At 69.6% G+C, this 13,981-nt stretch carries 13 protein-coding genes; 7 read left to right on the top strand and 6 right to left on the bottom strand.

Going from position 1 to position 13,981, the window contains the following annotated elements; genetic code table 11:
* The first annotated feature begins 14 nt into the window (after positions 1 to 14).
* Entirely contained in the window at positions 15 to 578 is a 564-nt protein-coding gene (locus tag C1925_RS18530) for a TetR/AcrR family transcriptional regulator (protein WP_108770764.1), read from the top strand.
* On the opposite strand, the gene C1925_RS18525 is transcribed toward C1925_RS18530, so the two are convergent.
* The gene (locus C1925_RS18525; RefSeq protein WP_108770763.1) at positions 562 to 1,359 is read right to left on the bottom strand and encodes a D-alanyl-D-alanine carboxypeptidase family protein; all 798 of its coding nucleotides are present in this window, start codon (positions 1,357 to 1,359) and stop codon (positions 562 to 564) included. The genes C1925_RS18530 and C1925_RS18525 overlap by 17 nt on opposite strands.
* 117 nt (positions 1,360 to 1,476) lie before the next feature.
* On the opposite strand from C1925_RS18525, the gene C1925_RS18520 reads away from it, so the two are divergent.
* Entirely contained in the window at positions 1,477 to 3,036 is a 1,560-nt protein-coding gene (locus C1925_RS18520) for an alkaline phosphatase (protein ID WP_108770177.1), read from the top strand.
* A 157-nt stretch (positions 3,037 to 3,193) separates the two neighbouring features.
* Here C1925_RS18520 and C1925_RS18515 read toward each other — a convergent pair whose 3' ends face one another.
* Positions 3,194 to 4,069, bottom strand: a complete 876-nt coding sequence (locus C1925_RS18515; RefSeq protein WP_108770176.1) for a LysR substrate-binding domain-containing protein — start codon at positions 4,067 to 4,069, stop codon at positions 3,194 to 3,196.
* Between the two features lie 93 nt (positions 4,070 to 4,162).
* On the opposite strand from C1925_RS18515, the gene C1925_RS18510 reads away from it, so the two are divergent.
* Positions 4,163 to 5,101 carry an AEC family transporter gene (locus C1925_RS18510; RefSeq protein WP_108770175.1) on the top strand — a complete coding sequence of 313 codons (939 nt, stop codon included), beginning with the start codon at positions 4,163 to 4,165 and terminating at the stop codon, positions 5,099 to 5,101.
* Positions 5,102 to 5,236: 135 nt separating this feature from the next.
* On the opposite strand, the gene C1925_RS18505 is transcribed toward C1925_RS18510, so the two are convergent.
* From C1925_RS18505 to C1925_RS18495, 3 genes are all read right to left on the bottom strand, one after another.
* A complete protein-coding gene (locus tag C1925_RS18505) occupies positions 5,237 to 5,953 on the bottom strand; it encodes a transporter substrate-binding domain-containing protein (protein ID WP_108770174.1) in 717 nt (238 codons plus the stop codon).
* Positions 5,954 to 6,023: 70 nt separating this feature from the next.
* Positions 6,024 to 7,547 (bottom strand): carotenoid oxygenase family protein, encoded by a 1,524-nt coding sequence (locus C1925_RS18500; protein WP_108770173.1) that lies wholly within the window; start codon positions 7,545 to 7,547, stop codon positions 6,024 to 6,026.
* 26 nt (positions 7,548 to 7,573) lie between these two features.
* Positions 7,574 to 7,996, bottom strand: coding sequence for a DUF2141 domain-containing protein (locus tag C1925_RS18495; protein WP_108770172.1), 423 nt, complete (start codon positions 7,994 to 7,996; stop codon positions 7,574 to 7,576).
* Positions 7,997 to 8,145: 149 nt separating this feature from the next.
* Here C1925_RS18495 and C1925_RS18490 point away from each other — a divergent pair, with 149 nt between their 5' ends.
* From C1925_RS18490 to C1925_RS18480, 3 genes are read left to right on the top strand one after another with little or no spacing between them, the layout of a single operon-like run.
* The gene (locus tag C1925_RS18490) at positions 8,146 to 9,246 is read left to right on the top strand and encodes a histidine kinase (protein WP_108770171.1); all 1,101 of its coding nucleotides are present in this window, start codon (positions 8,146 to 8,148) and stop codon (positions 9,244 to 9,246) included.
* Positions 9,243 to 9,881 (top strand): response regulator transcription factor, encoded by a 639-nt coding sequence (locus C1925_RS18485; protein WP_108770170.1) that lies wholly within the window; start codon positions 9,243 to 9,245, stop codon positions 9,879 to 9,881. The genes C1925_RS18490 and C1925_RS18485 overlap by 4 nt, the downstream gene beginning before the upstream one ends.
* A 17-nt stretch (positions 9,882 to 9,898) precedes the next feature.
* Positions 9,899 to 10,270, top strand: coding sequence for a VOC family protein (locus C1925_RS18480; RefSeq protein ID WP_108770169.1), 372 nt, complete (start codon positions 9,899 to 9,901; stop codon positions 10,268 to 10,270).
* Between the two features lie 97 nt (positions 10,271 to 10,367).
* Here the strand turns inward: C1925_RS18480 and C1925_RS18475 are convergent, their stop codons facing one another.
* Positions 10,368 to 11,204: an arylamine N-acetyltransferase gene (locus C1925_RS18475; protein ID WP_108770168.1), complete on the bottom strand. Its 837-nt coding sequence runs from the start codon at positions 11,202 to 11,204 to the stop codon at positions 10,368 to 10,370.
* 203 nt (positions 11,205 to 11,407) lie between these two features.
* Here C1925_RS18475 and C1925_RS18470 point away from each other — a divergent pair, with 203 nt between their 5' ends.
* Positions 11,408 to 13,945 carry a methyl-accepting chemotaxis protein gene (locus C1925_RS18470; RefSeq protein ID WP_108770167.1) on the top strand — a complete coding sequence of 846 codons (2,538 nt, stop codon included), beginning with the start codon at positions 11,408 to 11,410 and terminating at the stop codon, positions 13,943 to 13,945.
* Positions 13,946 to 13,981 lie beyond the last annotated feature (36 nt).

The following is a 13,981-nucleotide window of genomic DNA, read 5'->3' as shown; positions in this document are numbered from 1 at the left end:
CCACCCGTCGCCGGATGTCACGCGAACAGCGTGGCCGCCAGCTGCTGGACGTGGCCTGGACACTGGTGGGCGGCGAGGGCACCGATGCCCTCAGCCTGGGACGCCTGGCCGAGGCGGCCGGCGTGACCAAGCCGGTGGCCTACGATCACTTCATCACCCGCAATGGCCTGCTGGCCGCGTTGTATGCGGACTACGACCAGCGCCAGACCGCCGTGTTCGATGCGCGCATCGGCGCGGCACCGGCGCGCCTGCACGAACGTGCGCAGGCCATCGCGTCGGGCTACATCGACTGCGTGCTCTCGCAGGGCAGCGACATCCAGGCGATCCTTGCTGCGTTGACCGGTTCGCCCGAGCTGCGCGACGTACGCCACCGCTATCAGCAGGACTTCGTCGAACAGTGTGCACAATGGCTCGGCCCGTTTGCAGCCGACGGCGCCGTGCCTGTGGCCGGGCGCTGGGCGATCCTTGGCGCCGCCGAAGCACTGTCCGAGGCGGTGGCTGCCGGCGCACTGCTGCAGCCGGATGCGGAAGCGGAACTGCAACGGCTGATCGTCGAAACCGTCAGCCGCGCGCGCTGATCGCCGCGTCGCGCTGCAGCTGCGCGAAACCGTCCTGCAGGCATTGCTGCACCCACGCGTTGCGCGCTTCCCGCGTGGGCGCGCCAAGGGTGATGTTGATCAGCCGGTGCGTGGCTTTTTCGCTGTCGCGGCACGCGGTCGCCGCCAGGCAGAAGCCCGCCGCGCGGGTATAGCCGGTCTTCAGCCCATCGATGCCATCCGAGCCCAGCAGCGTGTTCTGGTTGTCCTTGCAGAACGTGCCGTGGCTGAAGTGGCGCCGCGCGGTGATGGCCAGCACCTGCGGATGATCGGCCAGCAGTCGCGCGGCAAGCATCGCCATGTCATGCGCGGTCGACACATGGCCCGGCGTGGTGATGCCCGAGACCGAGACGAAGTGCGTATCGCGCAGGCCCATGCGCGCGGCGGTGTCATTCATGCGCTGCACGTAGGCAGCCTCCGAACCTTCCAGGTGGCGGGCCAGCGCCAACGCGGCATCGTTGCCGGAGACGACCATCAGGCCTTCCAGCAGGTGGCCCAGGGTAACGGTCTCGCCCGGCACCAGGCCCATCCGCGTTTCATCGGCGGCCACCGTGTGCACGTCATGCGCATCGATCACGGTGCTGTCCGTCCACGCATGACCCTCGCGCGCGATGGCCTCATAGGCCACATGCGCGGTCATCAGCTTGGTCAGCGAGGCGGGCGCGCGCGGCAGCCTGGCCTCGTGCTGCTGCAGGGTGTGCAGCGTGGCCGCATCCACGGTGATCGAAGAAAGTGCCGGTATCGGCGAAGCAGGCAGTGACATCATCAACACGATAACGCGCAGCACGCAGGGCGAAAAGCCGCACGAATCTGCAACATTGCAATGATATAACGTGCTGCTGTTGGCGGTGTCGCCGCCTTTCGTACTGCAGGAATCTCCATGACCCGACCCCTCGCGCGACGCTGGCTGTGCCCGTCGATCCTGGCGTCGCTTGCCGCGCTCACTGCCTGTCAGCCGACGACGCGCCCCGATGCGCAGGCGGCCACCGCAACGACCGCCGAAGCGCGCCCGCACAACGTCATCGTGATGATCAACGACGGCGCGGGTTGGGGGACCTGGGATGCGGCGGCCTACTGGCAGTACGGCAGCCGCGAAGGCGCACCGTATGCGGATTTCCCGCAGCGCCTGGCCGTCACCACGTTCCCGCTCAACGCCAGTGGCCAGCCCACCCGCGATGATTCGCAGCGCATCGGCTACGACCCCATGCAGGCCTGGGACACCACCGAGGTGCCGGCGCCCGATCTGCCGTTCGTCGCATACCAGTACCTGGCTGCCGTCGCCACCGACAGCGCCGCCGCGGGCACTGCGTTGGCGTCCGGCGTAAAGACCTACAACAACGCCATCAACTACAACAACGATGGCCAGCCGGTGGAGTTCAACACCCTGCGCGCCAAGGCGCTGGGCATGGCCACCGGCGTGGTCACCTCGGTGCCGTTCCCGCACGCCACGCCGGCGGCGTTCGCGGCGCAGAGCGAATCGCGCAACAGCTACCACCAGATCGCCCACCAGATGCTGGCCCAGGGCCACATGGATCTGGTGATGGGCACCGGCGGCCCCGGCTACAGCGTCGACGGCACGCCCTGCGTGGACGGCATGGACAAGGTCGCCGCCGAAGGCTGCCAGAACCCGTGGGAATGGGTGTCGCAGCAGGATTGGCAGCAGCTGGAAGCGGGCACGCCGATTGCCGGCAACCCGTCCGGTGCGTGGCGCCTGATCCGCAGCAAGGATGACTTCGCCGCACTGGCCGATGGCCGCCTTCCGTCCGACCGCCCGCTGATCGGCGTGCCGCGCGTGGCCAACACCCTGCAGCAGGCGCGCCAGCTGCCGGTGGTCGGGCGCGATGCCGCGACGCCGTCGGGGGTGAAGAAGATCGACAGCGTGCCGGACCTGGCGACGATGACCCGCGGCGCGCTGCGCTTCCTGCAGCAGCGCTCGCCCAAGGGCCTGTTCCTGATGGTTGAAGGTGGCGCCACCGACTGGGCCGCGCACACCAGCGCCTGCGGTACCGAGTGGCACTACGGTGCCTGCACCGACCAGCCGCAGTACGGCCGCCTGATCGAAGAGACCGCCGAGTTCAACGATGCGGTGTCGGCAGTGGTGGCATGGATCGAGCAGAACGGCGGCTGGGAGCGCAACCTGCTGATCGTCACCACCGACCACGACAACAGCATGCCGATGGGCCCGGACGCGCAGAAGGTGGCCTTCGAGCCGGTGCGCAACAACGGCCGCGGGCAGATGCCGGGCATGAGCTTCCGCCCCACCGGCAACCACTCCAACGGCCTGGTGCCGCTGTGGGCCAAGGGTAACGGTGCCGAACTGCTGGGCCAGCGCGTGCGCGGCGTCGATGCCGGCTACCGCCAGCATGTGCGCTGGAACGACGGCAGCTACATCGACAACACCGACGTGGCCAAGGCCGTGCAGGACGCCCTGCAGCGCTGACCGCCCCCTGTAGCTGCGCCGGGTCCATTGTAGAGTCGAGCCATGCTCGACTTCTGTGGCTCTCTGTAGAGCCGAGCCCATGCTCGGCTGCTCTTCGCTCTTTGTAGAGTCGAGCTTGCTCGACTGAAGCGCCAGGAGCAGTCGAGCAAGCTCGACTCTACCGATCCACCACGCAGGCCAGGAACCGCGGCAGCACTGGATTGCGGTTGTCCGCCTTCCAGAACACCACCTGCTGCACGCGCGGCGCGTCCTTCAGGCGAACGAAGGACACGCCGGGCATGCCCATGCGCTGCAGCGAGGCTGGCACCAGCGCGATGCCCAGCCCTTCGCCCACCAGGCTGACGATGCTCTGTTGAAGCTGCACTTCCAGCCGCACATCGGCCTGCAGGCCCGCGGCATGGAAGCTGGCTTCGATGGCCTCGCGCAGGGTCGGCACCACGTCGGCCGGCGCGGTGATCAGCGCCTCGCCGGCCAGAGCGGTGATATCGACGCTGCGGCGGCGCGCCAGGCGATGGTCGGCCGGCACCACCACGCACAGCGGTTCTTCCTGCAGCGGCAGCAGTTCCAGCCCGCGCAGCGACGCCGGCGCAAAGCCGATACCTGCATCCAGCGCACCCGAACGCACCCCGTCCAGCAGGGCCATCGGCAGCGCCTCCCGCAGGCGCAGCTGCACCTGTGGATGCGCGGCAATGAAGCGACGGGCCAGCGGCGGTACCGAGCTGTGCGCGGCATGCATCATGAAGCCCACCTGCAGCTCACCCAGCTCGCCCGCACCGACCTGGCGGGCAGCGTGGCAGGTCTGTTGCAGGGCGTTCATCACCCCGCGCGCGTCCTCCTGGAAGCGCTGGCCGGCCGCGGTCAGGCGCACGTGCCGCGAGTCGCGCTCCAGCAGCGCCACGCCCAGAGAGTCCTCCAGCGCGGCGATCTGCCGGCTCAGCGGCGGCTGGGTGACATTGAGGCGTTCGGCGGCCCGACCGAAGTGCAGGGTGTCAGCGACGGCCAGGAAGTAACGCAGCGGGCGGATGTCGATCATGCGCGAATGGTATCGCTGGTGCCCGTTAAAAGCATTGGAAGGTATTGATGATGGCACGTAGCCTGCGCGGCATTCCCTCCCTTCGCGCCGCCCATGCTGTCCGTCCTGGCCATCGTCCTTCCCGTGTTCGCGCTGATCCTTGCCGGTTGGCTGGCCCGCCGCAGTGGTGCGCTGGGCCCGCATTCGACCAGTGAGCTGAACCGCTTCGTGGTGCAGCTGGCGCTGCCGGCGCTGCTGTTCGACGTGGTGGCCAATGCGCGCTGGCAGCAGCTCTGGCATCCGGGTTTCATCGCCAGCTTCGGCGGTGGCACCGCGCTGCTGTTTGCCGCCACGGTGTGGTGGCGTCGACGCCGCGGCCACGCGCTGGCCGATGCCAGTATCGACGGGCTCAACGCCGCCTATGCAAACACCGGCTTCGTCGGCTTTCCGCTGGCAGTGGCCGCGCTCGGGCCGTCGGCGTTGGCCCCGACGCTGGTCGCGACCCTGCTGACGGTGTGCGTGCTGTTCGCCGCAGCCATCGTGCTGATCGAGGTCGGCCTGCAGCGCGAGCAGCGCCTGCACCATCTGCTGGGCAAGGTGGCGCGCTCGCTGCTGCGCAATCCGCTGCTGCTGGCGCCGCTGGCCGGCGTGCTGCCGATGGCGCTGGGCCTGTCGATGCCGGCGCCGGCGGAAACCTTCCTGAAGCTGCTCGGCGGCGCGGCGGCCCCGTGTGCGCTGATCGCGCTGGGCCTTTTCCTCGGGGAGCGGCGCACGCCGGTGCCGGGTGCTGGGCGCAGCGCGGTGGTGCTGGGCGGCCTGAAGCTGCTGGTGCATCCCCTGCTGGTGTGGCTGCTCGCCACGCAGGTGTTTGCGCTGCCGGCCGCGCTTGCCCACGCCGCGGTGCTCATGGCCGTACTGCCCACCGGCACCGGCCCCTTCATGCTGGCCGAGTTCCACCGCCGCGAAGCATCGACCACGGCCGCCACGGTGCTGGGAACAACCTTGTTGTCCCTGCTGACGGTGACCGGCTACCTGGCGCTGCTGCAGCTGTAGAGCCGAGCCCATGCTCGGCTGCTTTTCGCAGGAACCCATCACCCAGTAGAGCCGAGCCATGCACGGCTGCTCTTCGCAGGAACCCCGCACACGGCAGCCGAGCATGGGCTCGGCTCTACAGAAAAAACGAACCCCTCACCGCACCAGCGTCACCGCCTGCCCGGCCCGCGCGAACGCCTCCCCCAGCAACGGCCCCTGCTTGATCGCTTCCACCTCGGCAAACAACGCCTGCAGTGCATCCGCCGGGCGCGCGACCGGGGCGGCCACCGCCTGCTGGATCGCGGTGAAGCGATCGGCCAGCACCCGATGCCCGGGATGCGCCTGCGACCAGGCCTGCAGCGGCTGGCGTACACCGGCCGCTGCATCCAGCTGCTGCTGGTCGAACAGCGCGATCGCTGCCGCCGATGTCTCGGCGCGCTCAGTCCGCGCATGCTTCAGCTCGCGGCTCAGGTACAGGTCGTAGGCCGCGCCGCGACCCACCGCGATGCGCACGCCTTCGCGGTCGAGGTCGGCCACCGTTCGCGCCGGGCTGGCTTCGCGCACCAGGTAGGTGCCTTCGATCTCCACATAGGGCGCACTGAACGCGATCCGGTCGGCACGCGCCGGATCCACCGCCAGGAACGCCAGGTCCCAGCCATCCTCGGCGGCAGCGGCCACGACCGAGGCCGCCGCATCGTGGCAGGTGAAACGCGCCTGCACGCCCAGCCGCTGCGCCAGCGTCGTGGCCAGCTCCACGGACGGTCCGCGCGGCGAGCGCGCATCGCCCTGGGCGAGCACCGGGTTGCCCAGGTTGATCGCCACGCGCAGGTGACCGTGTGGAGCAAGTACAGCGCGGTGGTCGGACAGCGGCATGGGGGCACTCCGGGGAACACGGGGAACGCCAGCATGCCAGGGGCCGCGTGCGCGCGGCGTGCGCCTGCGGTTACGCCCGCGCGGCAAACGTGCCGTGGAAACCCAGCGGCACCGCGTACGGCAGCCAAGCCTGCGCCAGCGGGCCGTCCTGCACATGGCGCGCATCCAGCACGGCAATACCGCTGCGCTTGTTCACCGGATCCAGCAGGGTCCCGACCAGCCAGCCATCATCCGGATTGCGGCTGCCGGGGCGGGGCACGAACACATGCTCCTCGGCCATGATGTCGCTGCCATAGCGCCACACCTGGCGGCGGCCACGTTCCACGTCGAAGGCGGCCACCGCATTGAAGTACGGCGTGTTGCTGGCGCCATCGACGGTCGGTGCGTACAGGCGGGCCGCGCGGCTGTCGGGCGTGCGCGGGTCGAACAGCGGGAATTCCACCGTACTGATGCCGGTATCCTGCCAGCGCGCCTGGCCACGGCGCAGGTCCAGGTGCAGTTCCACCAGGCTGCTGTGGCCGTTGGTGGCGTGGGCGCCGTCACCGGCCATCGCTTCCTTCATCGGCGAGCGGGCTTCGTCCATGTTGTCGCGGCGCACGGCACGCACCACGATGCCGTCCTTGCTGCGGTGTGCATCGCCGAAGTGGTAGATCGCCGCGAACGGTGCTTCAAACCACTGCGCCTTGTCCGGCGCATCCTTGGATACCACCGCGATGTTGGCCGCGCGCTGCGGGGCGAACTGCATGCGTTCGAAGAAGCTGCCGCCGCTCTCATTGAAGTCGAACGGCGCCAGCACGAAGACCAGTTGCTGGTCGGTCATGGTGAAGGCATGCAGGTAGCCACGGCCGGGCGTGGCGATCACATCGGCGCTGATCAGCTGGCCATCCTTGCCGATGTGCCAGACCAGCAGACCGGCGCCGCCCATCAGGCTGATCGAGCCGAAGTTCCAGACGCTGCCATCGCGGTCCACCAGCGGGTGCGCCGAGAACGGCAGGGCCGCCAGGTCAGGGCGCCAGGTCACCGGGCCGATCGTCTCCAGCGAATCGGGATGCACCTCGAACGCCGAGCCGGATTCGCACAGGGCGAACACGCGGCCATTGAGCGCCATCACCGACGTGTTGGCCACGTTGGCATCGTCGTTGTTGCGCACGGCCTGTGCGTTGGGGACGCTGGTGCCGGCGGCGGGGTAGAGGAAGCGACCGGCCTTCTGCTCGCGGGTGAACTTCGGCGTGGCCACCATGCGTGCGCGGTGGGTCAGGCTGCCGTCGCCGTTGAAGTGCCAACCGTGGACCATGCCGTCGCCGTCGAACCAGTGGTCGTAGCGCAGGGTGCCGCGCTCGCTCCAGGCCGGGCCGTTGCGGTACAGGGTGCCGGCCAGGCCGGCCGGCAGCCGGCCCTGCAGCTGCACCGTGGCCGGGCCCAGCGTCTCGCTGCTCACCCCGCGCCAGCCCAGCAGCCACGGATGCGCCTGCAGGCCCTGGGCGAACTGCGCCGGGTCGTTGGCGAAGGCCGGGGCGCTGCGCAGGGCGGTGGCGCCCAGGGCCAGGCCAGCGGTGCTGCTGATCAGGGTGCGGAGGAAGCGGCGACGATCCATGGCGGGCCTCGGTGCGGGAAGGAGAATCAGCGCAGGGTGATGTCGATGGCGGTGCCGGCGGCGGGCACCGCGAAGCGGGCTTCCTCGAAGGTCGGCTTGCGCATCACCTGCGGATTGTTGCTGAAGCCGTAGCCTTCGATCGGCATGCCGACCAGGTTGGTGTCGAGCTTGCCGTTGTCATTCTCGTCGTGGGTCAGCAGCACGGCGTAGCTGCCGGCCGGCAGATCCTTGAAGGTGAAGTGCACGCTGTCGCCCTGCGGGTGTGCCTGCTGCGCCTGCACCGGCGCGGCCTTGCCGTTCCAGGCCTCGTCGGAGGACACCAGGGCGGCGCGCAGGGTGCCGGTCTGGGCGCGGACATCGTGCACGTTCACGGTCAGCTCGGCGGCATGGGTGCCGCCGGCAAGCAGCAGGCCAGCGAGCAGGGAGCAGGTCAGGGCGGTGCGGATCATGGCGGCAGTTCCGTCTGGAGGTGTGGGGCCAGTCTGCGCCGGGGGCTGGCCCGGGTTCAGGGCCAGTGGTCATCGATCCGACGTGCCAGAAGTCACTTTCTGCGCTGGACCCATTGCCGGCGGGGGCCCGGGCCGGTCAGCATGCCGCCATGCCCAGCCTGCTCCGCCATCTCCTGCGTCCCCTCAGCCTTGCCGGCGTGATCACCGTGCTGGTGGTCGGCCTGTCATTCGGCGTGCAGCGCAGCGGGGCCGGATCAAGCCTGCTGCTGCTCGGCGCCTTCCTGCTGCTGTTCGCGGTGCACGGCTGGGTCGGGCTGCTGACCCGCCTCCGCGCGGTTGTTGCCGTGCTGCAGGCGCTGCTGGCGGTCGCCCTCATCGCCCTGCAGCCACGCACCGGCACGGCACCGGTGCTGCTGGTGGTGCTGGTTGCGCAGCTGGCCGAGCATTGGCCGCCGCGCTTCGTACTGGTGGTTGCGCTGCTGGCCAACCTGGCCGAGTACGCCGTGCTGCGCCACAGTGGTTTCACCCAGCCGCTGCTGGTGGTGCTGCTGTACGGCGGCTTCCAGGCCTTCGCCGCGCTGACCGCGCACTATGCGCGCAGCACGGCGCTGGCCCGCGACGAGCTGGCGCGGGTCAATGCCGATCTGCTGGCCACCCGCGCCCTGTTGGCCGACAGCGCCCGCGATGCCGAGCGCCTGCGCCTGGCGCGCGAGCTGCACGACGTGGCCGGGCACAAGCTCACCGCCATGCGCCTCAACCTGCGTGCGCTGGCGGCCGATCCGGTGCTGGCCGGACGCGAGGGCCTGCAGACCGCCGAACAGCTGTCCGGCGAACTGCTGGCCGACATCCGCCAGGTCGTGCAGTCCATGCGCGATGATCGCGGCCTGGATCTGGACACCGCCCTGCATGCGCTGGCCGCGCCGTTCCCGCGCCCGCGCCTGCAGCTGCGGATTGCCGAGGGCGTGCGGGTCACCGATCCACGCACGGCAGAGACGGTGCTGCGCCTGGTGCAGGAAGCCCTGACCAACGCCGCACGGCATGGCGAAGCCGATAACGTATGGCTGACGATGAGCGAAGAGGATTCCCGGTTGCGTATCGATATCCGCGATGACGGCCAGCGCGCCGAGCGCATCCGCGAGGGCAGTGGCATTTCCGGCATGCGCGAGCGGCTGGCCGATGTGCAGGGGCAGCTGGAGCTGGCCCGTACCGAGCAGGGCGGCATGCACCTGATCGCGCGGTTGCCGGCATGAGCGGCGCACCGATCCGGGTCGCCCTGGCCGATGACCAGGCCCTGGTCCGCGCCGGCCTGCGCGCGCTGCTGCAGGGCTTGGGCGTGCAGGTGGTGCTGGAAGCCGAGGATGGCCAGGCGCTGTTGGATGCGCTGGCCACGCAGCCGGTGGACGTGGTGCTCAGTGATATCCGCATGCCCGGCCTGGATGGCATCGAGGCGCTGCGCCAGCTGCGATCGCGCGGCGACGCCACGCCCTGCCTGCTGCTGACCACCTTCGATGAAAGCGACCTGCTGCTGCGCGCCAGCGAAGCGGGTGCGCAGGGTTTCCTGCTGAAGGATGCAGCGCCGGCCGACCTGCGCGAAGCCATCGAGCGCGTCGCCGCTGGCGAAACCCTGCTGCTGCCGGTCAGTACCGAACCGGTGCGCTCGCGCTACCGCTTCCATGATGAAGCGCCACCCAGCGACACCTTCGGCGAACGCGAAGTGGCCATCCTGCGCCTGCTGGCCGGTGGCTACAGCAACAAGGAAATCGCGCGCAGCCTGTTCCTGGCCGAAGGCACGGTGAAGAACTACGTGTCCAGCATCCTCGACAAGCTGGGCACCCGCGACCGCACCCGCGCAGTGCTGAAGGCGATTACCCTGCGCATCATCTGAAGCGGTATGGTGCGGCGATGAACCCTGTCATGCACGTCGAGATTCCGGTGGCCGACCTGGCCCGCGCCATCGCGTTCTACCAGCAGTGGCTGCAGGTGGAAATCGGTGCCCCGGTGGAGGTGCACGACTGCACGATGGCGTACCTGCCGTTCGACGACGATGCAGGCGGTGCCAGCATGGCGCTGGTCCATGGCGCGGATTACCTGCCGTCCGAGCGGGGCGCGCGCATCTATGTCGGCGTGCACGATCTCGATGCCAGCCTTGCCCGTGCGCTGCAGGCGGGTGCCGCGCTGCGATTCGGCCCCGCCGAGGCAGGCGCCTGGCGCGTGGCGGAGATCGCCGATTGCGAAGGCAACCGCATCGCCGTGCAGGCCCCGACAACAGCCTGACGCCCATCTGTAGAGCCGAGCCCACGCTCGGCTGCCGTTGGCCCGTAGAGTCGAGCTTGCTCGACTGCTCCGCGCACCCAGTCGAGCAAGCTCGACTCTACCCGGCCGTCGCCTGCCACCGCTGCAGCCACCCGGCAATGGCCGGGTCCAGCCGCGCATCGTCCGGCAGCCGCACGCCAAAGCCCTCCTGCAGCACCTGCCGCACATCCGCCACATCGCGCAACGCACGCTTTTCCGGCGCCTGGCTCGGGCGGTATTCGGTGTAGTTGCCGCTGCCCATCGTGCGCCGCCCCTCCGGCCACGTCAGCGAAGCACGCAGTTCCCCGGGGAAACTCGAGTGCGGGTGCGTGCACACATACCAGTTGCCCACCTCGTTGTCGGCCGCCGCCGGCGACGTCAGGTCGAACCGGTACAGCGACCGCCAGTCGTCACCGCTGCTGGCCGCCAGCAGGTAATCGCCGTCATCCAGGCGCTGCAGCCGGTAGCGTTCATGCGGCGTGTCCTGTGCGGCTGTTTCCTGCAGCCGCAGCGGCACGGTCGGGGTCAGGCTGCCGAAGCCGGCATCCACCAGCCAGTCCTCGCCGTCCAGCCGCACCCGGATCAACAGGTGGGTACGCGGCGTCAGCTCGCCTTCGGCGGCCGACAGCAGCACGCGCGCGCTCAGTGCATGGGCATCGAAGCCCAGTGCCTGCAGCAGCACGAGGAAGGCGCCATTGAGCTCGAAGCAGTAGCCCCCGCGCTGCGCGTCCAGCAGCTTGCGCTGCACGCTGTCCAGGTCGATCGGCACCGCATCGCGCAGCAGGCAGGTGAGGGTCTCGAACGGCACATGGGCGTTGTGGCGTTGCTGCAGCAGGGTCAGCCCGGCCAGGGTGGCCGGCGGCGCGGTCGGCAGCTGCAGGCGCTGCAGGTAACGGGGGATATCGAGCGTGGTCATGACGGCACCAGGCAGGGCAGGGACACCTACTGTGCAACCGCAACCGGGGTTGAGGTCAAGGGCAGGGCGCCGATGTCATCGCCCCGTCGCCTGCGGCCGGTACAAAGACCGCAAGTGCGCCCCCGGTGGCAGTTCTTGAAAATAGTTCTAAAGTCCCGCTGATCCAGGCCGATACAGGTGCGTCCTTTTGCCTGGAGTCTGTCATGTCGACCGCGGTTGTTCGCCTCCGGTCCCTGCGCACCCACTTCGATGGGCTGCGCTCGGCGTTTCCCGGCCTGTTGCGCTGGCTGCAGCCGCACCGGCTCAGCGTGGCCGACAAGCTGAAGGCCACCTTGTGGGTCTGCGGCCTGGGCCTGGTCGCCATCGCCGGCGTCTACGCCTGGACCGGCCACACCAGCGCACAGGCGGCCCGCTCCCAGGCCAGCTACCAGCACGGCAGCGATCTGGCCGCGGCGCTGGCCACCCGCGTGGCCGAAGCACGGCGCCTGCAGACACAGTATGCGCGCAGTTTCGATGATGCCGACCGCAGCCAGCTGCTGGCCACCCAGCAGGAGCTGAAGCAGGATCTGCAGGCGCTGCGCGCGATGCCGATGGATGCCGGCCGGCGCAAGGCGCTGCAGTCCCTGGCCGAGGCGGTCGACGGCTTCTCGCAGGGCATCGCCGCGCTGTTCGAGCGCGTGGATGAGATGGGCCGCGGCGACGCGGGCCTGGCCGTGCAGCTGCAGCAGGCCGCCGACACGCTGCAGGCGAACGTGACCGCGCTGCAGCGCCCGGCGCTGGAACTGCATGTGCAGAAGATGCGTCGGCAGGAGGCGTTGCTGCTGCTCGATGGCGATTCCACCCATGCCGACCGCGCCAGCGAAGAAAAACTGCCCTTCGACCTGGCCCTGGCCGGCTTGCCGGCCGAGGCGCAGGAAAGCCTGCGCACCGACATGGATGCCTACCAGGCCGCGCTGCTGGGCTACACCGCCGCCCGCGTCGGCCTGGATGTGGAAGCCCAGTCGCTGCTGGATACCGCCGCCAGCGTGGCGCCTGCACTGGCCGCCTTCCAGAAGGCCCAGGTGCAGGCGCTGGCCCAGGCGCAGGCACGCCAGCAGGCCGGTGCACGCACCATGAGCGTGCTGTTCGCCGCCACGCTCGTGCTGGTGGCCGGTGTGCTGATCACCAGCCTGGTGCTGGTGCTGCGCGCGGTACGCCGTCCGATCCAGGACACCCTGCGTTTCGCCAGCGACATTGCCGATGATCGCCTCGACACCACCCTGCGCGTGCACAACGCCAACGATGAGATCGGCCAGCTGGCGCAGCGCCTGATCGACATGCAGCAGCGACTGCGCGCGCGCATCGAGGAGGAACGCGCGGTGGCCCGTGGCAACACCCGCGTGCGCCAGGCGCTGGACAGCGCACAGACCGGGCTGATGGTGATCGATGCGGAAGGGCAGGTGGCCTACGCCAATCCCGCCCTGCTGCAGCTGCTGGGCATGCCGGCCGACGCACTGGTTGGCAGCGATGCAGTGCGCCTGCACCCGGCGATGACCAGCCTGTCCGGCGTGCGCCGCCGCGAGGAACGCGAGATCAATCACCTCGGCGTGCGCTACCAGCTGATCGCCAACGCGATCGTCGATGAAGGCCATTTCCTCGGCGTGGCGGTGGAATGGCGCAGCCGCGCACTGGAAACCCTGCTGGAAACCGAAGTGGCCGCGCTGGTCGACGCGGCCGCACACGGCGAACTGCAGGGTCGCATCGCGCTGGAAGGCAAGCAGGGCTTCGTGCGTACGCTGTCCACCAGCATCAACCACCTGCTGGCGACCTTCGAAACCAATCTGGGCGACCTGCAGGCGCTGCTGGCGGCACTGGCCCGCGGCGACCTGAGCGTGCGCATGGAGGGTGACCTGCAGGGCGTGTTCGCGCGCATGCGCGACGATGCCAACGCCACCGTCGGCCAGCTCGGCCGTATCGTCACCCGCATCCAGCAGGCCACGTCGCGGCTGGATGTGGGCGTGGGCGAGATCGTCGCCGGCCACCATGACCTCTCGCAGCGTACCGAACAGCAGGCGGCCAACCTGGAAGAGACCGCCGCATCGATGCACGAACTGACCGACACCGTCGGCCGCAACGCCGATGCCGCCGGCCGTGCCGATGCGCTGGTGCAGGGCGCGGCGGCGGTGGCCGCGCGTGGTGGCCAAGCCGTGGGCCAGGTAGTGGCCACCATGCACGGCATCAGCGAAGCCTCGCGCCGCATCGGCGACATCACCCAGCTGATCGACGGCATCGCCTTCCAGACCAACATCCTGGCGCTGAACGCCGCCGTGGAAGCCGCGCGTGCCGGCGAGCAGGGCCGCAGCTTCGCCGTGGTGGCCTCCGAAGTGCGCTTGCTGGCCCAGCGTAGTGCCGAGGCGGCCAAGCAGATCAAGGGGCTGATCGAGGATTCGGTCACCCGCGTCGGCCAGGGCAATGTGCAGGCCGAGCAGGCCGGTACCACCATGGGCGAGATCGTCGGCAGCGTGCAGCAGTTGGCGGAACTGCTCACCGCCATCCGCAGTGCATCGCAGGACCAGCACGCCGGCATCGCCCAGGTGAACCAGACCATCGTGCAGATGGAGTCGAGCACCCAGCGCAATGCAAGCCTGGTGGAGGAAGCCGGCGCATCGACCGCGCACATGCAGGCCCAGGTGCAGGCCTTGGCCGAAGCGGTGTCGGCGTTCCGCCTGCAGCCGGAGCGGCGCCCGCGCGTTGCCGCGTGATGGCGCGCCGGTAATGCCGGCCGCTGGCCGGCATTA

It is taken from the genome of Stenotrophomonas sp. SAU14A_NAIMI4_5 (genome assembly GCF_003086795.1).
GTDB lineage: Bacteria > Pseudomonadota > Gammaproteobacteria > Xanthomonadales > Xanthomonadaceae > Stenotrophomonas.
This window is presented reverse-complemented; position numbering and strand designations above follow the sequence as displayed.

Excerpts from the sequence above, each read along its gene's own strand:
- C1925_RS18530 (WP_108770764.1), top strand. The coding sequence starts at position 15 with ATGTCACGCGAACAGCGTGGCCGCCAGCTGCTGGACGTGGCCTGGACA.
- C1925_RS18525 (WP_108770763.1), bottom strand. The coding sequence starts at position 1,359 with ATGTCACTGCCTGCTTCGCCGATACCGGCACTTTCTTCGATCACCGTG.
- C1925_RS18520 (WP_108770177.1), top strand. The coding sequence starts at position 1,477 with ATGACCCGACCCCTCGCGCGACGCTGGCTGTGCCCGTCGATCCTGGCG.
- C1925_RS18500 (WP_108770173.1), bottom strand. The coding sequence starts at position 7,547 with ATGGATCGTCGCCGCTTCCTCCGCACCCTGATCAGCAGCACCGCTGGC.
- C1925_RS18485 (WP_108770170.1), top strand. The coding sequence starts at position 9,243 with ATGAGCGGCGCACCGATCCGGGTCGCCCTGGCCGATGACCAGGCCCTG.
- C1925_RS18475 (WP_108770168.1), bottom strand. The coding sequence starts at position 11,204 with ATGACCACGCTCGATATCCCCCGTTACCTGCAGCGCCTGCAGCTGCCG.
- C1925_RS18515 (WP_108770176.1), bottom strand. The coding sequence starts at position 4,069 with ATGATCGACATCCGCCCGCTGCGTTACTTCCTGGCCGTCGCTGACACC.
- C1925_RS18495 (WP_108770172.1), bottom strand. The coding sequence starts at position 7,996 with ATGATCCGCACCGCCCTGACCTGCTCCCTGCTCGCTGGCCTGCTGCTT.
- C1925_RS18510 (WP_108770175.1), top strand. The coding sequence starts at position 4,163 with ATGCTGTCCGTCCTGGCCATCGTCCTTCCCGTGTTCGCGCTGATCCTT.
- C1925_RS18470 (WP_108770167.1), top strand. The coding sequence starts at position 11,408 with ATGTCGACCGCGGTTGTTCGCCTCCGGTCCCTGCGCACCCACTTCGAT.
- C1925_RS18505 (WP_108770174.1), bottom strand. The coding sequence starts at position 5,953 with ATGCCGCTGTCCGACCACCGCGCTGTACTTGCTCCACACGGTCACCTG.
- C1925_RS18480 (WP_108770169.1), top strand. The coding sequence starts at position 9,899 with ATGAACCCTGTCATGCACGTCGAGATTCCGGTGGCCGACCTGGCCCGC.
- C1925_RS18490 (WP_108770171.1), top strand. The coding sequence starts at position 8,146 with ATGCCCAGCCTGCTCCGCCATCTCCTGCGTCCCCTCAGCCTTGCCGGC.